Origin of the sequence: Neisseria sp. HMSC070H10, from assembly GCF_001837635.1 — a bacterium.
Taxonomy (GTDB): Bacteria; Pseudomonadota; Gammaproteobacteria; order Burkholderiales; family Neisseriaceae; genus Neisseria; species Neisseria subflava_A.
The window spans coordinates 256,411-274,082 of record NZ_KV833376.1 but is presented as its reverse complement, the minus strand read 5'-3'; the positions used below and the strand labels follow the sequence as shown (position 1 = coordinate 274,082).

General features: G+C 51.2%; 15 protein-coding genes and 2 tRNA genes. 12 read left to right on the top strand and 5 right to left on the bottom strand.

Going from position 1 to position 17,672, the window contains the following annotated elements; genetic code table 11:
- The first annotated feature begins 54 nt into the window (after positions 1-54).
- Positions 55-546, top strand: a complete 492-nt coding sequence (greB, locus tag HMPREF2606_RS07225) for a transcription elongation factor GreB (RefSeq protein WP_070712546.1) — start codon at positions 55-57, stop codon at positions 544-546.
- A 77-nt stretch (positions 547-623) separates the two neighbouring features.
- Here greB and plsY read toward each other — a convergent pair whose 3' ends face one another.
- A complete protein-coding gene (gene plsY, locus HMPREF2606_RS07220; protein ID WP_070712548.1) occupies positions 624-1,235 on the bottom strand; it encodes a glycerol-3-phosphate 1-O-acyltransferase PlsY in 612 nt (203 codons plus the stop codon).
- A 57-nt stretch (positions 1,236-1,292) separates the two neighbouring features.
- On the opposite strand from plsY, the gene folB reads away from it, so the two are divergent.
- Both folB and HMPREF2606_RS07210 read left to right on the top strand, forming a co-directional pair.
- Positions 1,293-1,643, top strand: a complete 351-nt coding sequence (folB, locus tag HMPREF2606_RS07215) for a dihydroneopterin aldolase (protein ID WP_070712550.1) — start codon at positions 1,293-1,295, stop codon at positions 1,641-1,643.
- A gap of 74 nt (positions 1,644-1,717) precedes the next feature.
- Positions 1,718-2,254 carry an NUDIX hydrolase gene (locus HMPREF2606_RS07210; protein ID WP_070712552.1) on the top strand — a complete coding sequence of 179 codons (537 nt, stop codon included), beginning with the start codon at positions 1,718-1,720 and terminating at the stop codon, positions 2,252-2,254.
- 70 nt (positions 2,255-2,324) lie between these two features.
- Here HMPREF2606_RS07210 and HMPREF2606_RS07205 read toward each other — a convergent pair whose 3' ends face one another.
- Both HMPREF2606_RS07205 and HMPREF2606_RS07200 read right to left on the bottom strand, forming a co-directional pair.
- Positions 2,325-2,963, bottom strand: coding sequence for an alpha/beta hydrolase (locus HMPREF2606_RS07205; protein WP_070712554.1), 639 nt, complete (start codon positions 2,961-2,963; stop codon positions 2,325-2,327).
- Between the two features lie 41 nt (positions 2,964-3,004).
- Positions 3,005-3,799 carry a polyamine aminopropyltransferase gene (locus tag HMPREF2606_RS07200; protein ID WP_070712556.1) on the bottom strand — a complete coding sequence of 265 codons (795 nt, stop codon included), beginning with the start codon at positions 3,797-3,799 and terminating at the stop codon, positions 3,005-3,007.
- 216 nt (positions 3,800-4,015) lie between these two features.
- On the opposite strand from HMPREF2606_RS07200, the gene HMPREF2606_RS07195 reads away from it, so the two are divergent.
- The 6 genes from HMPREF2606_RS07195 (at position 4,016) to HMPREF2606_RS07170 (ending at position 9,656) form a co-directional block, all read left to right on the top strand.
- Positions 4,016-4,091, top strand: a tRNA-Thr gene (locus tag HMPREF2606_RS07195).
- Between the two features lie 36 nt (positions 4,092-4,127).
- Positions 4,128-4,203: transfer RNA gene (locus HMPREF2606_RS07190), tRNA-Thr, on the top strand.
- A gap of 127 nt (positions 4,204-4,330) precedes the next feature.
- Positions 4,331-5,122, top strand: coding sequence for a 3-methyl-2-oxobutanoate hydroxymethyltransferase (gene panB / locus HMPREF2606_RS07185; RefSeq protein ID WP_070712558.1), 792 nt, complete (start codon positions 4,331-4,333; stop codon positions 5,120-5,122).
- A gap of 119 nt (positions 5,123-5,241) precedes the next feature.
- Entirely contained in the window at positions 5,242-6,078 is an 837-nt protein-coding gene (panC, locus tag HMPREF2606_RS07180; protein ID WP_070712560.1) for a pantoate--beta-alanine ligase, read from the top strand.
- 88 nt (positions 6,079-6,166) lie between these two features.
- Positions 6,167-8,767, top strand: a complete 2,601-nt coding sequence (mutS, locus tag HMPREF2606_RS07175; protein WP_070843471.1) for a DNA mismatch repair protein MutS — start codon at positions 6,167-6,169, stop codon at positions 8,765-8,767.
- Positions 8,768-8,804: 37 nt separating this feature from the next.
- Complete coding sequence (locus HMPREF2606_RS07170) at positions 8,805-9,656, top strand: DUF5672 family protein (RefSeq protein WP_070712563.1); 852 nt, start codon at positions 8,805-8,807, stop codon at positions 9,654-9,656.
- Positions 9,657-9,699: 43 nt separating this feature from the next.
- Here the strand turns inward: HMPREF2606_RS07170 and HMPREF2606_RS07165 are convergent, their stop codons facing one another.
- Positions 9,700-10,536, bottom strand: coding sequence for a DUF4198 domain-containing protein (locus HMPREF2606_RS07165; RefSeq protein WP_070712566.1), 837 nt, complete (start codon positions 10,534-10,536; stop codon positions 9,700-9,702).
- Between the two features lie 252 nt (positions 10,537-10,788).
- On the opposite strand from HMPREF2606_RS07165, the gene HMPREF2606_RS07160 reads away from it, so the two are divergent.
- The 3 genes from HMPREF2606_RS07160 (at position 10,789) to HMPREF2606_RS07150 (ending at position 13,815) form a co-directional block, all read left to right on the top strand.
- Positions 10,789-11,832, top strand: coding sequence for a sulfate ABC transporter substrate-binding protein (locus HMPREF2606_RS07160; RefSeq protein WP_199900787.1), 1,044 nt, complete (start codon positions 10,789-10,791; stop codon positions 11,830-11,832).
- A 77-nt stretch (positions 11,833-11,909) separates the two neighbouring features.
- Complete coding sequence (gene dinB, locus HMPREF2606_RS07155) at positions 11,910-12,968, top strand: DNA polymerase IV (protein ID WP_070712571.1); 1,059 nt, start codon at positions 11,910-11,912, stop codon at positions 12,966-12,968.
- A 115-nt stretch (positions 12,969-13,083) separates the two neighbouring features.
- On the top strand, positions 13,084-13,815 hold the full coding sequence (locus HMPREF2606_RS07150; protein ID WP_070712574.1) for a phosphoadenylyl-sulfate reductase: 732 nt from the start codon (positions 13,084-13,086) through the stop codon (positions 13,813-13,815).
- Positions 13,816-13,874: 59 nt separating this feature from the next.
- Here the strand turns inward: HMPREF2606_RS07150 and recB are convergent, their stop codons facing one another.
- On the bottom strand, positions 13,875-17,531 hold the full coding sequence (gene recB / locus HMPREF2606_RS07145) for an exodeoxyribonuclease V subunit beta (protein WP_070843470.1): 3,657 nt from the start codon (positions 17,529-17,531) through the stop codon (positions 13,875-13,877).
- Between the last annotated feature and the right edge of the window lie 141 nt (positions 17,532-17,672).

Here is a 17,672-nt window from a genome sequence, read left to right as displayed (position 1 = left end):
AGGCCGTCTGAAAATTAACGTTCAGACGGCCTTTAATTATGTTTTAGACACATCATGAGTACCGAAACCAAAAATTACATCACACCTACCGGTTGGCAGGCATTGAAAGACGAACTGTATCATCTGGTCAACAAAGAACGCCCGGAAATCGTCCAAATCGTTAACTGGGCGGCAAGCAATGGCGACCGCAGCGAAAATGGCGACTATCTTTACGGTAAACGCCGTATGCGCGAAATCGACCGCCGTATCCGCTTCTTAACCAAACGCTTGGAAGCAGCCGTTGTCGTCGACCCTGAAGCGCGCGAAGCCACGGACCAGGTTTTCTTCGGCGCAACCGTTGGCTTACTGCGCGGAGACGGTCGAGAACAAACCGTCAAAATCGTCGGCGTAGATGAAATCGATACCGCTAAAAACAAAATCTCATGGATTTCCCCTTTGGCACGCAGCCTGATTAAAGCGCGCGAAGGCGACGAAGTTGTCTTGAATACGCCGGAAGGGCAGGAGGTTATAGAGATTTTGTCGGTAGAGTATATTAAGATTGAATGATTATATATGAATAAAAGCTATTAAGGCTGTCTGAAAAATAGACTTCAGACGGCCTTTTATTGATTGTATCTACACTTTTAAGATTTTCCGGCTTTATCCCCGATTTTGCTTTCTTTGCCTTGAAGCAGGTTTTGAATATTGCTTTTATGGCGGTACAACACCAATGCTGCAATGAATACGGTTGCCCATGCCCAAGAGGCGTGCGGCATCATGAAGAAGGCGAAGATGGGTGCGCAGACGGTGGCGACCAGTGCGGCGAGGGAGGAAACTTTGAAACCGAACGCCATAACCAGCCAAATCAAGGCGCAGAGCAGGGCGGTTGCAGGGGAGAGGGCGAGCAAGACGCCCAATGCGGTGGCTACGCCTTTGCCGCCTTTAAAATTGAAAAATATTGGCCACATATGGCCGACCAATGCTGCAATGGCGACCAGGGCTATTGTTGCATCCGACAAATCTAAAGCATTTTGCAGACAGCGCGCCAAGATGACAGCAACCAAGCCTTTTACTGCATCGCCGAGCAAAGTTAATGCGGCTGCTTTTTTCTTACCGCTGCGCAAGACGTTGGTGGCACCGGGGTTGCCGGAGCCGTAAGTGCGCGGATCGTCCATGCCGTAATATTTTGATACGATGACGGCAAAAGACAGGGAGCCGATAAGATAGGCGGCAATAATGGCGAGTACATTGAACATTTTGGGTGCTTTACTTAAAATGGGAACGGTTATTCTATCAAAAAAACGGACAGGCAAATGGATAAAATCTTTTTGTACGGCATGAAAGCCGATACTTTAATCGGCGTATATGATTGGGAACGCGAGCGTAAACAGACTTTGATTTTGGATTTGGAAATCAGTGTTCCCGAGCGTACGGGCACAAGCGACGATATCGGCGACACCATCCATTATGGCGAAGTATGTGAAGTCGTACGCCGTAACCTTGCCGAACAGGATTTTTTACTGCTGGAAACGTTGGCGGAACATATCGCCCAATTGATTTTAAATGATTTTGGTGCGGCCAAAGTGCGCGTCCGTATTGTGAAACCGGGCATCTTGCCTGATGTGGCGCAGGTTGGTATTGAAATTGAACGTGCTCGGGAATGAGGCTTGTCTATGCCGTCTGAAAAAGGATTTCAGACGGCCTTTAATATTCAATAATTTGGAAATGAGGTAAAAAAATGGATTTGAAAGAAACTAAATTAAGCAGCGAGCCAATCTACGAAGGTTCTTTTGTTACCATTAGTCGCGATCGGGTGCGCCTGCCCAACGGCAATGAAAGCCAAAGGGTTGTGATCCGACATCCGGGTGCTGCGTGTGTGTTGGCGGAAACGGAAGACGGCAAAGTTGTTTTGGTTCGCCAATGGCGTTATGCTGCGGATCAGGCGACGTTGGAATTGCCGGCGGGTAAATTGGATATTGCAGGCGAAGATCCTGCCGAATGCGCTTTGCGTGAGTTGGCGGAAGAAACGCCATACGTTGCCGACAGTGTTAAATTGTTGTACAGCTTTTACACGGCAGTCGGTTTTTGTGATGAGAAAATGTATCTCTACCAAGCGCAAGGCGTGCGTTTGGGCAGCGAGTTGAGCAATGATGAAGATGAAATTACTGAAACTGTCTTGATGAGCAAGGAAGAGGTGCGCACTGCATTGGCAAACGATGAAATCAAAGATGGTAAGACTTTGATTGGTTTGCAGTATTGGTTGACTCAGAATTGATATGTTAAGATACGAACAAGGCCGTCTGAAAAAGCTTTCAGACGGCCTTGTTTTATTTTGTAGCCGGATTTTAACCTAATAAGGCTGGTGCAAACCGTGTAATCGTGTCGCGTAAAACGATAAGTTTGCCGTGGAAGAAATGGGACGAGCCGGCAATAGTCACAACCGGCAGGCCTTGGGGTTCTGCCCATGTCAGGGCTTTGTTGATTTCGACGACTTCGTCTTCCGCACCATGGATCATCAATGTTTTGGCGACATCGGGAACGTCGGATGGTTCCAGGCGGTCTTTGTAGTGATGGACGGCTGCACCCATCAGCAACAGCAAATCAGGCGTGCGTTCTTGGGCGGCAAAGGTGGAAACGTAGCCGCCGAATGAGAAGCCGGCCAGGGCGAATTGCGGTGCGTCTGGATGTTGCGCGCGGGCGTAGTCGATAACGGCAATGCAGTCTTGTGTTTCGCCGCGGCCGTAGTCGTGTTCACCTTCGCTGTTGCCTACGCCACGCAGGTTTGGCAGATAGCAGTGAAAACCGAGTTGCGATAAGGCTTTGGCGGCGGTTTGGATGACTTTGTTGGTGTTGGTGCCGCCTTGCAGGGGATTGGGGTGGTTGATGACGGCGACGCCGCGGGCGGACTCTTGTGTGCTTGGCAGGTAGATGGTTTCCAGCAAACCGGCCGGGCCGGGGATTTGAATGATGTCGGGTTTGAGCATGAGTGTGTCCTTGTTTGTTTTTTCAGACGGCCTGAAGCGGTTTACAGATAAAAATTCTTGCCGTTGTTTTGATTGTTGGCTTTCAAATCAGCAAGCATCCGTTTGAAGTCCAAGCCGTATTTTTCGCTTAATTTTTCGGCGCGTTTTTTCAGGTTGTCGAGATTTTGTTCTTTAGAGCTGCTTTGGAAGGCCATGACCGCTACGTTGCCGTGGCTCTCGGCAGGCAGTTCGAGCACGCGGCCGTCAAAGACGTTGAGCAGGCGTTCGACAAAGCGTTGATAACGCTGGTCGCCGCTCCACCAGTTGGTCACAAATACGCCGTTGGGAGAGAGAGCGTTGCGGCAGTCTTGGAAGAAGGGTTCTTCCACCAAAGCATCGATAATCTGTTCGCCGTCAAAACCATCTACTAAAATTACATCGGTATTGTGGCGGAACACTTTAATATATTCCGCGCCATCCGCCTCGATAATTTCAAAATTTTCGCCTTCGTGCGGCAATTCAAACAGGCTGCGCGCCACGGCGATGACTTGCGGATTGATGTCCACGGCGGTTTGCTTGGTATCGGGCAGGTAGCTGTCTATCCAACGGGCAAACGAGCCGCCGCCTAAGCCGATTTGGGTGATGTGTTTGGGCGGGTTTTCTGCAAACAGCAGCCAACCCATCATGGCGCGGCTGTACGACAACACCAGCTCGGACGGATGATCGACATTCATGGAGCTTTGAATGGTGTCGCTGCCCAAGTGCAGGGAACGGATATTGCCTTCTTCGGAAATGCCGACTTCGGGCAGATGGGATTTGGCTGGGCGCAGGCGGCGGTAAGGATGGCGGGGTGGCATGGGCAAAGACGGAAAGATGTAAAAGGCGTTATTTTAACAGAAACCATGATGTTTTGCGCTGGGGCGGTTTTCAGACGGCCTTTGAGTGTGTTGGATAGAAAGATAATGCATGTATTTAATTTTCTTTAAAATCATTGGTTTTTATAATTTCGTGAGTAACTTTGTTTTAAAATGCTTGCCAAGATGGGAACTTATCGGCATAATGCCGACTTCCTTGCCGGTATAGCTCAGTTGGTAGAGCACCTGACTTGTAATCAGGGGGTCCCGAGTTCGACTCTTGGTGCCGGCACCAGTTAAAGACTGATGGTGCTGTAAGGCATTTCAGTAAGCCGGTATAGCTCAGTTGGTAGAGCACCTGACTTGTAATCAGGGGGTCCCGAGTTCGACTCTTGGTGCCGGCACCAATTAAAAGCCCGATTGTGAAAGCAGTCGGGCTTTTTGCTTATGCTTTGATATTTTAAAAGCAGACCTTATAATACCGCGTTTCCATTTATAACAAAGGGCTGCCCGTCGGGCGGAACACACAACACCATGATTACCGTAAACACTTTGCAAAAAATGAAAGCAGAGGGCGAGAAAATCGCCATGCTGACCGCTTATGAATCCAGCTTTGCCGCGCTGATGGACAATGCCGGCGTAGATGTACTGCTGGTCGGCGATTCTTTGGGCATGGCGGTGCAAGGTCGTCATTCCACTTTGCCGGTGAGCTTGCAGGATATGTGCTACCACACTGAATGCGTGGCTCGCGGCACTCAAAATGCCATGATTGTCAGCGACTTGCCGTTTGGCGCGTATCAGCAGAGCAAAGAGCAGGCATTTGCGGCGGCGGCCGAATTGATGGCGGCCGGCGCGCATATGGTCAAACTTGAAGGCGGCGTCTGGATGGCGGAGACCACTGAATTTCTGCAAATGCGCGGTATCCCTGTTTGCGCCCACATCGGCCTGACCCCGCAATCCGTGTTTGCATTCGGCGGCTATAAAGTTCAAGGCCGAGGCGACAAGGCGGAAGCGTTGCTCAACGATGCCAAAGCGCATGATGCTGCAGGTGCGGCAATCGTATTGATGGAATGTGTTCCTGCAGAGTTGGCGAAAAAAGTGACTGAGACCGTTTCTTGCCCGACCATCGGTATTGGCGCAGGCGTGGATTGCGACGGTCAGGTTTTGGTGATGCACGATATGCTCGGCATTTTCCCCGGTAAAACCGCCAAATTCGTGAAGAACTTTATGCAGGGCAAAGACAGCGTTCAAGCTGCGGTCAAAGCCTATGTGGACGAAGTCAAAGCAAAAACGTTCCCATCTGTCGAACATACGTTTGCCGGATAAAATAAAAACCAGGCCGTCTGAAACTTATTTCAGACGGCCTTTTTGATAAATAAAAGCGTATAATCGGCGCGTGATTTCCGTTGATGAAACGGCGGAAAAGATAAAGGATTTTTCAAACCATGCAAATCATTCATACGATTAAAGAATTGCGCGAGTGGCGCAAAACTGCCGGAAAAGTGGCATTTGTACCGACCATGGGCAATCTGCACGAAGGCCATCTTGCGCTGGTGCGCGAAGCGAAAAAACGTGCCGATAACGTTGTAGTCAGTATTTTTGTCAACCGTCTGCAATTCGGACAAGGCGAAGATTTCGACAAATATCCGCGCACTTTGCAGCAAGATGCCGACAAATTGGCAGGCGAGGGCGTTGCCGTCGTGTTTGCGCCTGATGAAAAAGAGCTGTATCCGAATGTGGAACAGCGTTTCAATGTCGAGCCTCCGCACCTGCAAAACGAATTGTGCGGCAAATTCCGCCCGGGACATTTCCGCGGCGTTGCCACCGTTGTAACCAAATTGTTCAACATTGTTCAACCCGATACCGCCTGTTTCGGCAAAAAAGACTATCAGCAGCTGGCGATTATTAAAGGCTTTGTCGAAGACTTGAATTTCAATATCGAAATCGTCCCGGTCGATACCGGCCGCGCTTCAGACGGCCTGGCACTTTCCAGCCGCAACCAATATTTGAGCGAAGCAGAGCGTGCAGAAGCGCCCCGCCTCTATCAAGAGTTGCAAAACATTGCCGCAGCCCTGAAAAACGGCAATCTGGATTACGCCCAGCTCGAGGCCGAATGTATCCGCCGTTTGAGCGATGCCGGCTGGGTAGTTGATTACGTTGAAATCCGCCATGCACACAGCTTGGCAGTGGCTCATGTCGGCGATAAAGAATTGGTGGTGCTTGCCGCCGCTCGTTTGGGTACCACGCGCCTGATTGATAATTTGGAAGTGACTTTGGCTTAAAACCAAGCTACTGTTAAAGGCCGTCTGAAACCTGTTTTTCAGACGGCCTTTTGTTACAATAACGCTTTTGCGTTTCTAAGGTTTTTCCATGTCCAAACCCACTGTTTCCCCGATGATGCAGCAGTATCTCGACATCAAATCGCAACACGCCGACAAGCTGGTGTTTTACCGCATGGGCGACTTTTACGAGTTGTTTTTGGATGACGCGGTGGAAGCGGCGAAGCTGTTGGACATCACCTTGACCACGCGCGGGCAGATGGACGGCGTGCCGATTAAGATGGCGGGCGTGCCGTTTCACGCGGCGGAGCAGTATCTGGCGCGGCTGGTGAAGATGGGAAAAAGCGTGGCAGTGTGTGAGCAAGTGGGCGAAGTCGGCGCGGGCAAAGGGCCGGTGGAGCGCAAAGTCGTGCGCATCGTTACGCCCGGCACGCTGACCGACGCGGCGTTTTTGGAAGACAAGGAAACCAACCGCATTGTGGCGGTGAACGCAGACAGGAAAAACGTTGCCATCGCATGGGCTTCTTTGCAAAGCGGCGAATTCAAAACCAAGCTGACGACGGCGGACAAACTCGCCGATGAGCTGGCGCGTTTGCAGGCGGCGGAAATTCTGTTGCCCGAAGGCAAAAGCCTGCCTGATGGTTTTCAGGCAACCTCTGCCAACATTACGCGCCTGAACTCATGGCAGTTTGCCGCCGACGCGGGCGCGAAGTTGTTGACCGAATACTTCGGCTGCCAAGACCTGCACGGTTTCGGTTTGGACGGCAAAGAATACGAAGCCGCCGTCGGTGCGGCGGGCGCGCTGTTGAACTACATCCGCCTGACGCAAAACCTGATGCCGCAACACCTCGACGGCATTTCGCTCGAAACCGACAGCCAATATATCGGCATGGACGCCGCCACGCGCCGCAATCTCGAAATCACGCAAACCCTCTCCGGCAAAAAATCGCCGACCCTGTTTTCCATACTCGACGGCTGTGCCACCCACATGGGCAGCCGCCTCTTGGCACTCTGGCTACACCACCCCTTACGCAGCCGCGCCCACATCCGTGCCCGCCAAGAAGCCGTTGCCGCGCTGGGTTCGCAATACGAAACCCTGCAAGGTCGTCTGAAAAACATCGCAGACATCGAACGCATCGCCGCCCGAATCGCCGTCGGCAACGCCCGCCCGCGCGACCTCGCCGCCCTGCGCGACAGCCTGTTTGCCCTGAATGAAATTGAATTGTCCGCCGAGGGCAGCAGCCTTTTGGAAACCCTCAAAGCCGTTTTCCCCGAAACCCTGCCTGTTGCCGAAACTCTCAAAGCCGCCGTGATGCCCGAGCCCGCCGTCTGGCTCAAAGACGGCGGTGTTATCAACCAAGGCTATTCGGCAGAACTGGACGAACTGCGCCATATCCAAAACCACGGCGACGAATTTCTGCTTGAGCTTGAAGCGCGCGAACGAGAACGCACCGGCCTCTCCACCCTCAAAGTCGAGTTCAACCGCGTCCACGGCTTCTACATCGAGCTATCCAAAGTCCAAGCCGAACAAGCCCCCGCCGACTACCAGCGCCGCCAGACCCTGAAAAACGCCGAACGCTTCATTACCCCCGAACTCAAAACCTTCGAAGACAAAGTCCTGACCGCGCAAGAGCAGGCATTGGCATTGGAAAAACGCCTGTTTGAAGCCCTCCTCAAAGACATTCAGACGACCCTTCCCCAGCTTCAAAAAGCCGCCAAAGCCGCGGCTGCCCTCGACGTACTTTCTACGTTTGCCGCGATTGCAGCCGAACGCGGCTTCGTTTGCCCCGAGTTTGCCGACTATCCGGTCCTCCATATCGAAAACGGCCGCCATCCCGTCGTCGAGCAACAAGTGCGCCACTTCACCGCCAACCACACCCGCCTCGACCACAAACACCGCCTCATGCTCCTGACCGGCCCCAATATGGGCGGTAAATCCACCTACATGCGCCAAGTCGCCCACATCGTCCTCATGGCGCACACCGGCAGCTTCGTCCCCGCCGATGCCGCACAAATCGGGCCCATCGACCAAATCTTTACCCGTATCGGCGCATCGGACGACTTAGCTTCCAACCGCTCCACCTTCATGGTCGAAATGAGCGAAACTGCCTACATCCTCCACCACGCCACCGAGCAATCCCTCGTCCTTATGGACGAAGTCGGTCGCGGCACTTCGACTTTTGACGGTCTCGCCCTTGCGCAAGCCATTGCCGAACACCTGCTGCAAAAAAACAAATCCTTCAGCCTCTTTGCCACCCACTATTTTGAGTTAACCAAACTGCCCGAAGCCCACGCAACGGCAGTCAATATGCACCTCTCCGCACTTGAGCAAGGCCAAGACATCGTCTTCCTCCACCACATCGAACCCGGTCCTGCCAGCAAAAGCTACGGTATCGCCGTTGCCAAACTCGCAGGTCTGCCCAACCGCGCTTTGAAAGCGGCTCAAAAGCATTTAAACGATTTGGAAAACCAAGCCGCCGCCAACCGCCCGCAGTTGGACATTTTCAGCGCAATGCCGTCTGAAAATAGGGCAGATGAGGAAGGGAAAACACAAGAAATTGAACCTGTTGATAATTTGCAGGCCAATGAATTGGCTGAAGCTTTGGCGCAAATTCAGCCCGACAACCTCACGCCGCGCGAAGCCTTGGATGCCTTGTATCGCTTGAAAGAAATTTGCAACAAGGTGTCGTAAATAACTCAAAGGCCGTCTGAAACAGGAGAAACATATAATGAGTTTTGCTGACATTACCGTGGTTGGTATTACCGGTGCAGATTCTTATACCGAGGGCACGATGTATGCAATTATCCGCAGCTGTGCCGAATTGCCTGGAAGCCGTGGATTGCTGATCAGCCCGAGCTGTCCGCAAGGTTTGCCGGAAAATATCCGACATCAGCCTTGCCGGCCATTCGGTTATCTCGAATATAATCTGTTTGTTTTGTACCAACTGATGTATTACATCGATACTGATTATTGTTTGATCGTTCAAAATGACGGCTGGGTGTTGAACGGTCAAAACTGGCAGGATGCCTATCGGGAATATGACTATATCGGCGCACCTTTGCCGATTTTGTTGGAAACCGAAGCCGACGGGCAGTTTTTCCTGAAGGGAACCGACCAATATTTGGCCAAACAACATCTGATTCAGACTTCTCCAAATTTGGACGAGCCGCAGAATGGCGGTTTCAGCCTGCGCAGCAGACGGCTTTTAGCTATGCCACGACAACTGGGCTTAAATGTAGAAATCCGACCGCCTTTGCCGCCGAAAGACGAAAAAATTGCCGATATGGAATGGCTGATACGGCTGCACCACGAAGATATGTTTTTGACGGCGCAACATCGTTATAGATTGCAGGACTTGGGTTTGAAATTCGCGCCTCCGAATATTGCTACACAATTTTCTTCAGAAGTACCGTTTATCAATCAAATGAGGAATGTCCCTTTAGAGCGTGTCTTTGGGGCGCATTGGATGGGCAATGTGGTCTTGACCGGCTGCAACCGTGTCCGGTTTGCCCAATTGAATGAGGATAAATTGGAAACATTCTCCCGTTTTTTTAGAAATTTGGGTTATGAATTAGAATAAATGAAGGCCGTCTGAAAGTTCAGACGGCCTTTTTTAATGGCTGTTAATGTTGATGATGGTGGGCATGGCGTGCAGCCGCGCGTTTGGTACCGACAGGCACAATCAGCGTTGCGTAAGTATTGTCTTTCTGACATACGCTTTTATCGCCGTAATCGGTCTCGTTCACGACTTTGATTTTCCACAAGCCGTCAATCAACGTAATCACATTGACCACGCCGTTTTTATCGGTTTTGCCGGAGAAGCCTTGAGGCTCGCGGTGGTCATGGGTTGATTCCAAGTCCATTTCGGCCAAAGTGTCCGAGCTGGCGGTAACGGTGGCTTTAACCAAAGGCTCGCCTTTGTACAGGACTTTGACCGGCAAAATGCCGCCGGCTTTGACTTCGTTCGGATTTTGCAGCGGAACCAGTTCCAGCTCTTGGCCGATAGGGCGGGTCAATACCGCTTCATCGACTGCGCCGTTGCCCACTTGGACAAAGCTTTTGCCGAACATTTGTGCCTGTTCGCAATAGGTGGCACCGGCCAGTTGTTTTAAGGTTTGCTGTTTCCAGCCATCTTTGTTTTTCGACCAGAAAGTAGGCTTGTAGGTTGCGCTGACCCAGTAGGAACCTTCAGGCAAAGCAGCTCTGGAAACGTATTGATAGTTTTCGCCTTTATTTACCAAATCAACGGTTTTCTTTGAGTTGCCGGTCAATTGCAGCGGTTTGAAAATATGCACGCGGTCGTCGGCGATTTTTTCGACATTGGGGAAGTCATGGCTGTAACCCAAATCCGCATGCAGGATTTGGCCGGCAGGCTGATGTGTCGGTGCGGCCACCCAAACATCGTGCGCCTGTGCCGCTGCGCCTAATCCCAGCAATCCTAAAAGCATCCATTGTTTCATCGTTTCTACACTCCATTTTTCGATTATTGAACAAAACGCCTAATGATTCGGCAAATACGAACGGTACTCTTTTTTATTAACTTTGTAAATAATATGGTTTAGATTTTATAGTTATAAATAATTATTTTTTGATTTCAGACGGCCTCGGTTTATATAACCAAAACTGATAAACCCAAAAGCAAACATTATTTCCCGTTTGCCTCCGATCCCGATAAAGTATCGCCATACTTTTAATAGGAGCCGACCATGAATATCCGTACCCTTTCTTTTGCCGCATTGACCGCCGCGCTGGCGTTGAGTGCCTGCTCTCCCAAAAACGAACAATCTGCCGACAATGCAGCTTCCGCAGGCAAGGGCGGTAATGTGAAGCTGTTGAATGTCTCTTATGATGTCGCACGAGATTTTTATAAAGAATACAATCCTTTGTTTGTCAAAGAGTTTACCGCAAAAAACGGCGGACAATCGGTTGAAGTCCAACAGTCACACGGCGGCTCCAGCAAGCAGGCTTTGGCTGTCGCCAACGGTTTGGCTGCCGATGTGGTGACCATGAACCAGACTTCCGATATTGAGCTTTTGGTGAAAAAAGGTTTGGTCAAAGCCGATTGGAACACGCGCCTGCCGGACAATGCCGTGCCTTATACCAGCAACGTCGTTTTCTTGGTGCGCAAAGGTAATCCGAAACACATCCAAGACTGGGGCGATTTGGCCAAAGACGGCGTGCAAATTGTTTTGGCCAACCCGAAAACCACCGGCAACGGCCGCTACGCCTTTTTGGGTGCGTACGGTTATGGTTTGAAAGTGAATAACGGCGATGAAGGCAAAACCAAAGATTTTGTGGCCGCATTGCTGAAAAACACGCCTGTATTTGAAAACGGCGGCCGTGCGGCGACGACGACTTTCAGCCAACGCCATATCGGCGATGTCTTGGTTACCTTTGAAAATGAGGCCAACTACGTCAGCAAAAAGCTGACCCAAGACCAATTTGAAATTGTTTATCCAAGCTACACTATTCTTTCCGAAGCGCCGGTTGCCGTCGTGGACAGCGTAGTCGACAAAAAAGGCACACGCGCCACTGCCGAAGCCTATCTGCAAAACCTCTGGAGCGAACCTGCCCAAGAGTTGGCCGCCAATCTTTACCTGCGTCCGCGCAATGTTGAAGTATTGGCAAAACACAAAGCCGATTTCCCTGAGATTGAGACGTTTAATCCGAATGAGAAATTTGGCCCGTGGGAAGAAATCATGAAAAAATTCTTTGCCGACGGCGGATTATTTGACCAGCTTTCCAGTAAAAAATAGGGCTTAAACATAGAGGCCGTCTGAAACTTCAGACGGCCTTTTGTTACAATAAGCCTTTTTCTTATCCATCTTTTCCCATGTCTCAACGCAAAATCATCCATATCGATATGGACGCATTCTACGCTTCGGTAGAACTGCGCGAGCAGCCGCACCTGAAAGGGTTGCCGGTCGTTGTGGCGTGGGACGGTACGCGGTCGGTCATTTGTGCCGCTTCTTATGAGGCGCGCAAATTCGGTTTGCACTCGGCCATGTCGGTGGCGACGGCGAAAAGGCTGTGTCCGCAGGCGGTGTTTGTGTCGCCGCATTTTGATTTGTACCGCCAAGTATCGGCGCAGATTCATGCCGTGTTTCGGCGTTATACCGATTTGATCGAGCCTTTGTCTTTGGACGAAGCCTATTTGGATGTTACCCGAAATTTTGAAAATATCCCGTACGCCAGCGAGGTGGCTAAACGCATTCGTGCCGAAATTTTTGAAGAAACCGGTTTGACCGCCTCCGCAGGTATTGCACCCAATAAGTTTTTGGCAAAAATTGCTTCAGATTGGCGGAAGCCAAACGGGCAGTTTGTGTTGCCGCCGCAAAAAATCATGGCGTTTTTGGAGAGCCTGCCGTTGGGTAAGATTCCCGGTGTCGGCAAAGTCACGCTGAAAAAGATGAATGCCCTCGGTATGCAAACTGCCGGCGATTTGCGCCGTTTTGAGCGCGGCGAACTTTTAAACCATTTCGGCCGCTACGGCTACCGCCTTTATGATTTGGCACGCGGTATTGACGAGCGGCCTGTCAAAGCCGAACGTGAACGCCTGCAAATCTCAACCGAAATTACCTTGCCCGAAGATTTGTCTTTGGCGCAGGCTTCAAGTCATTTGCCGCACCTTGCCGAAGACCTCTGGCGGCAAATCGAACGCAAAAACGTCGAAGCCAAAGGCGTTACCCTCAAACTCAAAACCCATGATTTCCGCATTATTACGCGTTCGCTGACGTATTCTTCCGTCCTTCCCGACAGCGCCTCGCTGCTTCAGGCGGCGCATACTTTGTTGCAACGCATACCGCCGCAACGCGAAGACGCCTTCCGCCTGATCGGTATCGGTGTGAGTCATTTGCTGCCGAAAAACCAGCAGCAGACGCTTTGGTTATAAAGAAATAGAAAAGCATTCTTTCCGTTTGAAGATAGGGCGCAGGACAATATTGTTCCATAACCATATCGGCAGCCGTTTCAACAGGCCGTCTGAAAATTATTAGGAACAACCAGCCATGTCTTTATTCCGTCCACAACTCTGGAAAATCCCCGAAATCAGCGATGCCGAACGCCGCCGCCTGCCTGAGTTGGCAGCCGCTTTGGAGCGCCGTTTGCAAGACATTGCCGTACGCTATCCGCAAGCCGTGTTCGCATCCAGCCTTGCAGTTGAAGATATGGTCATTACCGATGCCGTGAGCCGTCTGAAACTACCCATCCGCATCATCACGCTCAATACGGGCAAACTCAATCCCGAGACCGCCGCGCTGATTTCCGAAACCAATGCGCGTTATCAAACCGAATTGGAAGTGTTTTATCCCAACCGACAAACCGCCGATGAATTTGAAGCGGAATTTGGCACGACCGCGATGTACGACAGCGTCGAGTTGCGCCGCCGTTGCTGCCATATCCGCAAAATCGAACCGCTCAACCGCGCTTTGCACAACGCCCCCGCATGGCTGACCGGACAACGCCGCAGCCAGTCCGAAACGCGCAGCGAATTGAATTTTGAAGAGCTGGATACCGGCCGCAACATCGCCAAATTCAATCCTATTTTTGATTGGGAAGAGCAGGATGTTTGGGCATATGCACACGAACACCAAGTTCCGCTCAATGCGCTTTATCATCAAGGCTATCCCAGTATTGGGTGCGAACCCTGCACGCGTCCGGTCAAGCTAGGCGAAAATATCCGCGCCGGGCGATGGTGGTGGGAAAGCAAAGACAGTAAGGAATGCGGTTTGCACAAATAATCAAAGGCCGTCTGAAAACGTTTCAGACGGCCTTTTTGACGGCTTAACAAAATGATTTATCAAGAATTTGTTTTTCGTTCAACGAAAGTGGAAAGCAGGGCGGTATCGATGTCCCATTTCCAAATGCCGCGATCCGAGCCGTCCATGCCGCGCAGGAAGAGGTAGCGGATGGCGATTTTGGGCAACGGCTTGCCGCGCAGGGCATAGTAGCGTGCGGTGGCAACGGCGTAGATCAGGGCTTGCAGATAGTAGTGATGATGTGCCACGGCTTCGTTCATCGCCTGTTGCGTGTAGGCGCTTGCATCGTTGCCCAAATGGTTGGATTTGTAGTCGATTAAAACGACATTGCCGTCTGAATCTTGGCAAACCATATCAATAAAGCCGTTCAAATAGCCTTGTAAATCATGGAAGTCAAGCAGTTGCGCGGCTTGAACGCATTCGGGCGGCAGGTTTGCTTCGCTTGAGGCAAACCAACGGCGCAAGTCGTCCAGTTTGAAATCGTCCATGTACAGGGTAAACCCCATTTCGGGCAGGCGTCGGGTCGGCGGAATCTGCGACAGGCTCTCGTTGATTAAAGGCGTAAGGCGGCAGGTATCGAGCATGGTGATTACCGTCGGCAGCCATTTGTCTTCAAAGCTGTGGCGTTGCAAAACTTCGGCAATCATTTCGGATTGGCTCTCGGCAGAGGCGGCGAAGTCGAGTTTTTCCAGCATTTCATGCAAACATACGCCGGCATTGGTGCCGTGGGGGAAATGGTGGATATCGAGGCCGTCTGAAAGTGGGGGCGGCAGGTTTTCAGACGGCATGGCACGGTCTGCGCTTTCTGCCGGATCGATGGCAGGTTGCAAAGGCTCGTGTTGTTCGTCGGTTGACTTGGTATGCCGGCTCAAACCGGTAAAGCTGGTGTGGCGGATAAAGTCAAAATCGCGGCGTTTGATGCTATGTGCGCTAAAAGCTTGGTCTTGCTGGCGGCTGTATTGGTAGACGGTTTCCGGCGGGGCTTCTTCCGTGAATGCAAACTCCGTATTTTCAGGCGTGTTTGTGATAAAGCGTTGCCAGTTGGTTTTGAGCATTTCCACAACGTCTGTCGCGCTTTTATAGCTTTGGCTGACGCTTTCGCGGCCGGCATCCGGCAAACCTTCGAGCAGATAGGCAAAAGGATTGTTTGGCGTACAGTTTTTGTTGGCGGCGGCGTAGATATTGAGCTGTTCTTCGGCGCGGGTAAGGGCGACATAAAGTAGGCGTAAATCTTCGGCCGTCTTTTCGTCGGCAAGGTGGCTTAGTTCTGCTTCTGAGGTTTGCGATTTGGCCAGCAGCTCGGTTTCGTGGTTGTCAGTATGCAGGATTTTCCAGTTTTCTTTGGAATTGTCTTTGGTATCCCATGCGAAGGGGCAGTAAACCAAAGGATATTGCAAACCTTTCGACGCGTGCATGGTAACGATTTTGACCAGTTTTTCGTCGCTTTCAAGACGGATGGTTTGCGCGTCTGATGGGAAATGGCCGCTGCGCGCACGGCTGATTTGTTCGTTCAGCCATTTATGCAGGGCGGCAGGGTTGCGGCTTTGGCTGTCTTCTTCGGCCAAAAGCTCCAGAATTTGATAGTAGTTGGTCAGGCTACGCTCGTTGCCGCCTTTGAGCAGGCGTGTTTCGATGTCATGTAGGGCGGCAAACTGCTGCACGGCGGCAAAAATGCCGCCTTTCCGCCATTTTTCCATGGCTTGGGCAGACGACTCCAGCCATTTCAGCAGCTGGTGTTCGTTGTGGTTGAGTTCGTAAATCTCTTTGGCGGTATAGCCGAACAAAACGCCGGTCAAGACAAAGCGCAGCCAGTCGGTTTGCCTTGGGTTGAGCCAAAAGCCGATCAGCGCGGACAGAGAGTCTGCCTCGGCGGAATCGAAAACGGACTGGCGCGACAGCAACACGCTTTGGATACGGCGCTGTTTCAGTTTCCCTGCAATCATCGCCGCTTCGTTGTTGGTGCGCACCAAGACGGCAATATCGCCGGATTCCAACGCGCGGCCTTTGAAGTTCAGACGGCCTTCGGCTGCTTCATTGAGCGCAAAGGCAATTTCATCGGCGCAATATTCGGCGGCACAGCCGCGCAAAATCTCTTTGTCGGTTTGGTCGTCCGTATTGAGCCAGCGCACTTGGATGGCGGGGCGGTGTGGCGACAGCCGGCTTTCGGCGCGGCTAGCGGAGACATCGCTGTAATCGATGTTTTCCAATACGAAGGGGTGTTTTTTTTGTTTGAACAAGGCGCTGATGCCGTTAATCAGTTTGGCATGGCTGCGATAGTTGACAGCGAGGGTGTAATGCCTGTCCGCATCTTGCGCGGCTTGCAGATAGGCGTAAATGTCCGCACCGCGAAAGCTGTAAATCGCCTGTTTGGGGTCGCCAACGAGAAACAGCGGGCAGCCTTGTTCGATAAAAATTTGGCGGAAAATTTCGTATTGCAGCGGGTCGGTATCTTGGAATTCGTCAATCAGCGCGATTTCCCAGTTTGCTGCCGCCGCTTTTGCCAATGCGTTGCCGTGTTCATTGGTGGTCAATGCCTGATGGACATCCAGTAGCAAATCGTCAAACACACGCTCGCGGCGTGATTTTTTTTGTTCGGCAATGGATTGGTTGATGTAGGAAAGTAGGTCGAGTTGCAGGCAGATGAAGACTGCTTCTTCTGCGCTTTCCATTGCCTGCAAATCACGACCGAGATTGGCCAAGGCTTGCAGCTGAATAATTTCCGGCGCATCGGCATCGGCTTTATATTCTTTTTTCAGTTTGCTGTTGAGTGTATCGACACTGAAATGGTTTAGTTTTCCTAGTGTTTGTTTGCTTAGGCGGGGCAGACGGTTGGATTCGGAGTTTGTTTTTAAATCGGTAAAAACATTTTCAAAGGTATTTCTTCTGTAGATCTGGCCGTTAAGTTTGGGCAAGATTACCCAAAACGCTTTTTCCAAGTCTTCCAACTGGCTGCAAACTTTTTGCCATGTTTCTTGAAGGTTAGCTTGGGCTTCTTTCAAATCGCCTTCGGGCCGTCTGAATTTCAGATAGGGGCGGCCGGTATAGCTTTTGATTTCGGCAAGCATTTCTTCAGGCGTGCATTTCCGATCAAAAACCAATTGTGCCAATGTGGCATCGGTTGCCACTTTTTGCCGCCAAAAGTCTTGCGCAGGAATCAGCAGCCTCTCGCGCGAGTCGTCCGACAGCTCGACATCCAAAGGTGCGCCGCACAAAAACGCGTAATCGCGCAAGACGCGCTGACAGAAGCCGTGGATGGTGTAAATCGATGCGTTGTCAAACTGGCTCAGCGCGGCTTTGAGGCGGAGAGTCAGGCGATGGCAGCTTTCCTGTCCGTCTTGCTCGCCTAAAGCCAAAGGAATCAAGCGATTGAGAAAGTCATCGGGGGATTTTTTCTCTTTTTCGTAATATTTGTTCAGGCCGTCTGAAATATGTTCCGGCTCGCCGCCCAAGGTTTGGATTTCGTTCAAAACCTGCAACACTTCGTCCAAACGCGCGCGCAAACGGGTTTTCAGTTCTGCCGTCGCCGCTTTGGTAAAGGTAACGACCAGAATTTTCTCGATGTCTTTTTTTTCTAAAACAATCAGTCGGGTAAAAAGCGCGGCAATGCCGTAGGTTTTACCCGTACCGGCAGAAGCTTCGATGAGGTTGGTACCGTCGATGGAAAGTGTGAGCGCGTCAAAAGGAAGGGCGGAAGACATGGTTGGAACGGAATAATATTAGCGAGGCATTATCATAACAGAGATAGTGTGTTGTTTTGCATTGATGATAAAAATGCCGTCTGAAAACTTTCTGTTTTCAGACGGCATGTCTTAATGGCTATTAAATGACTTCAATAGTGC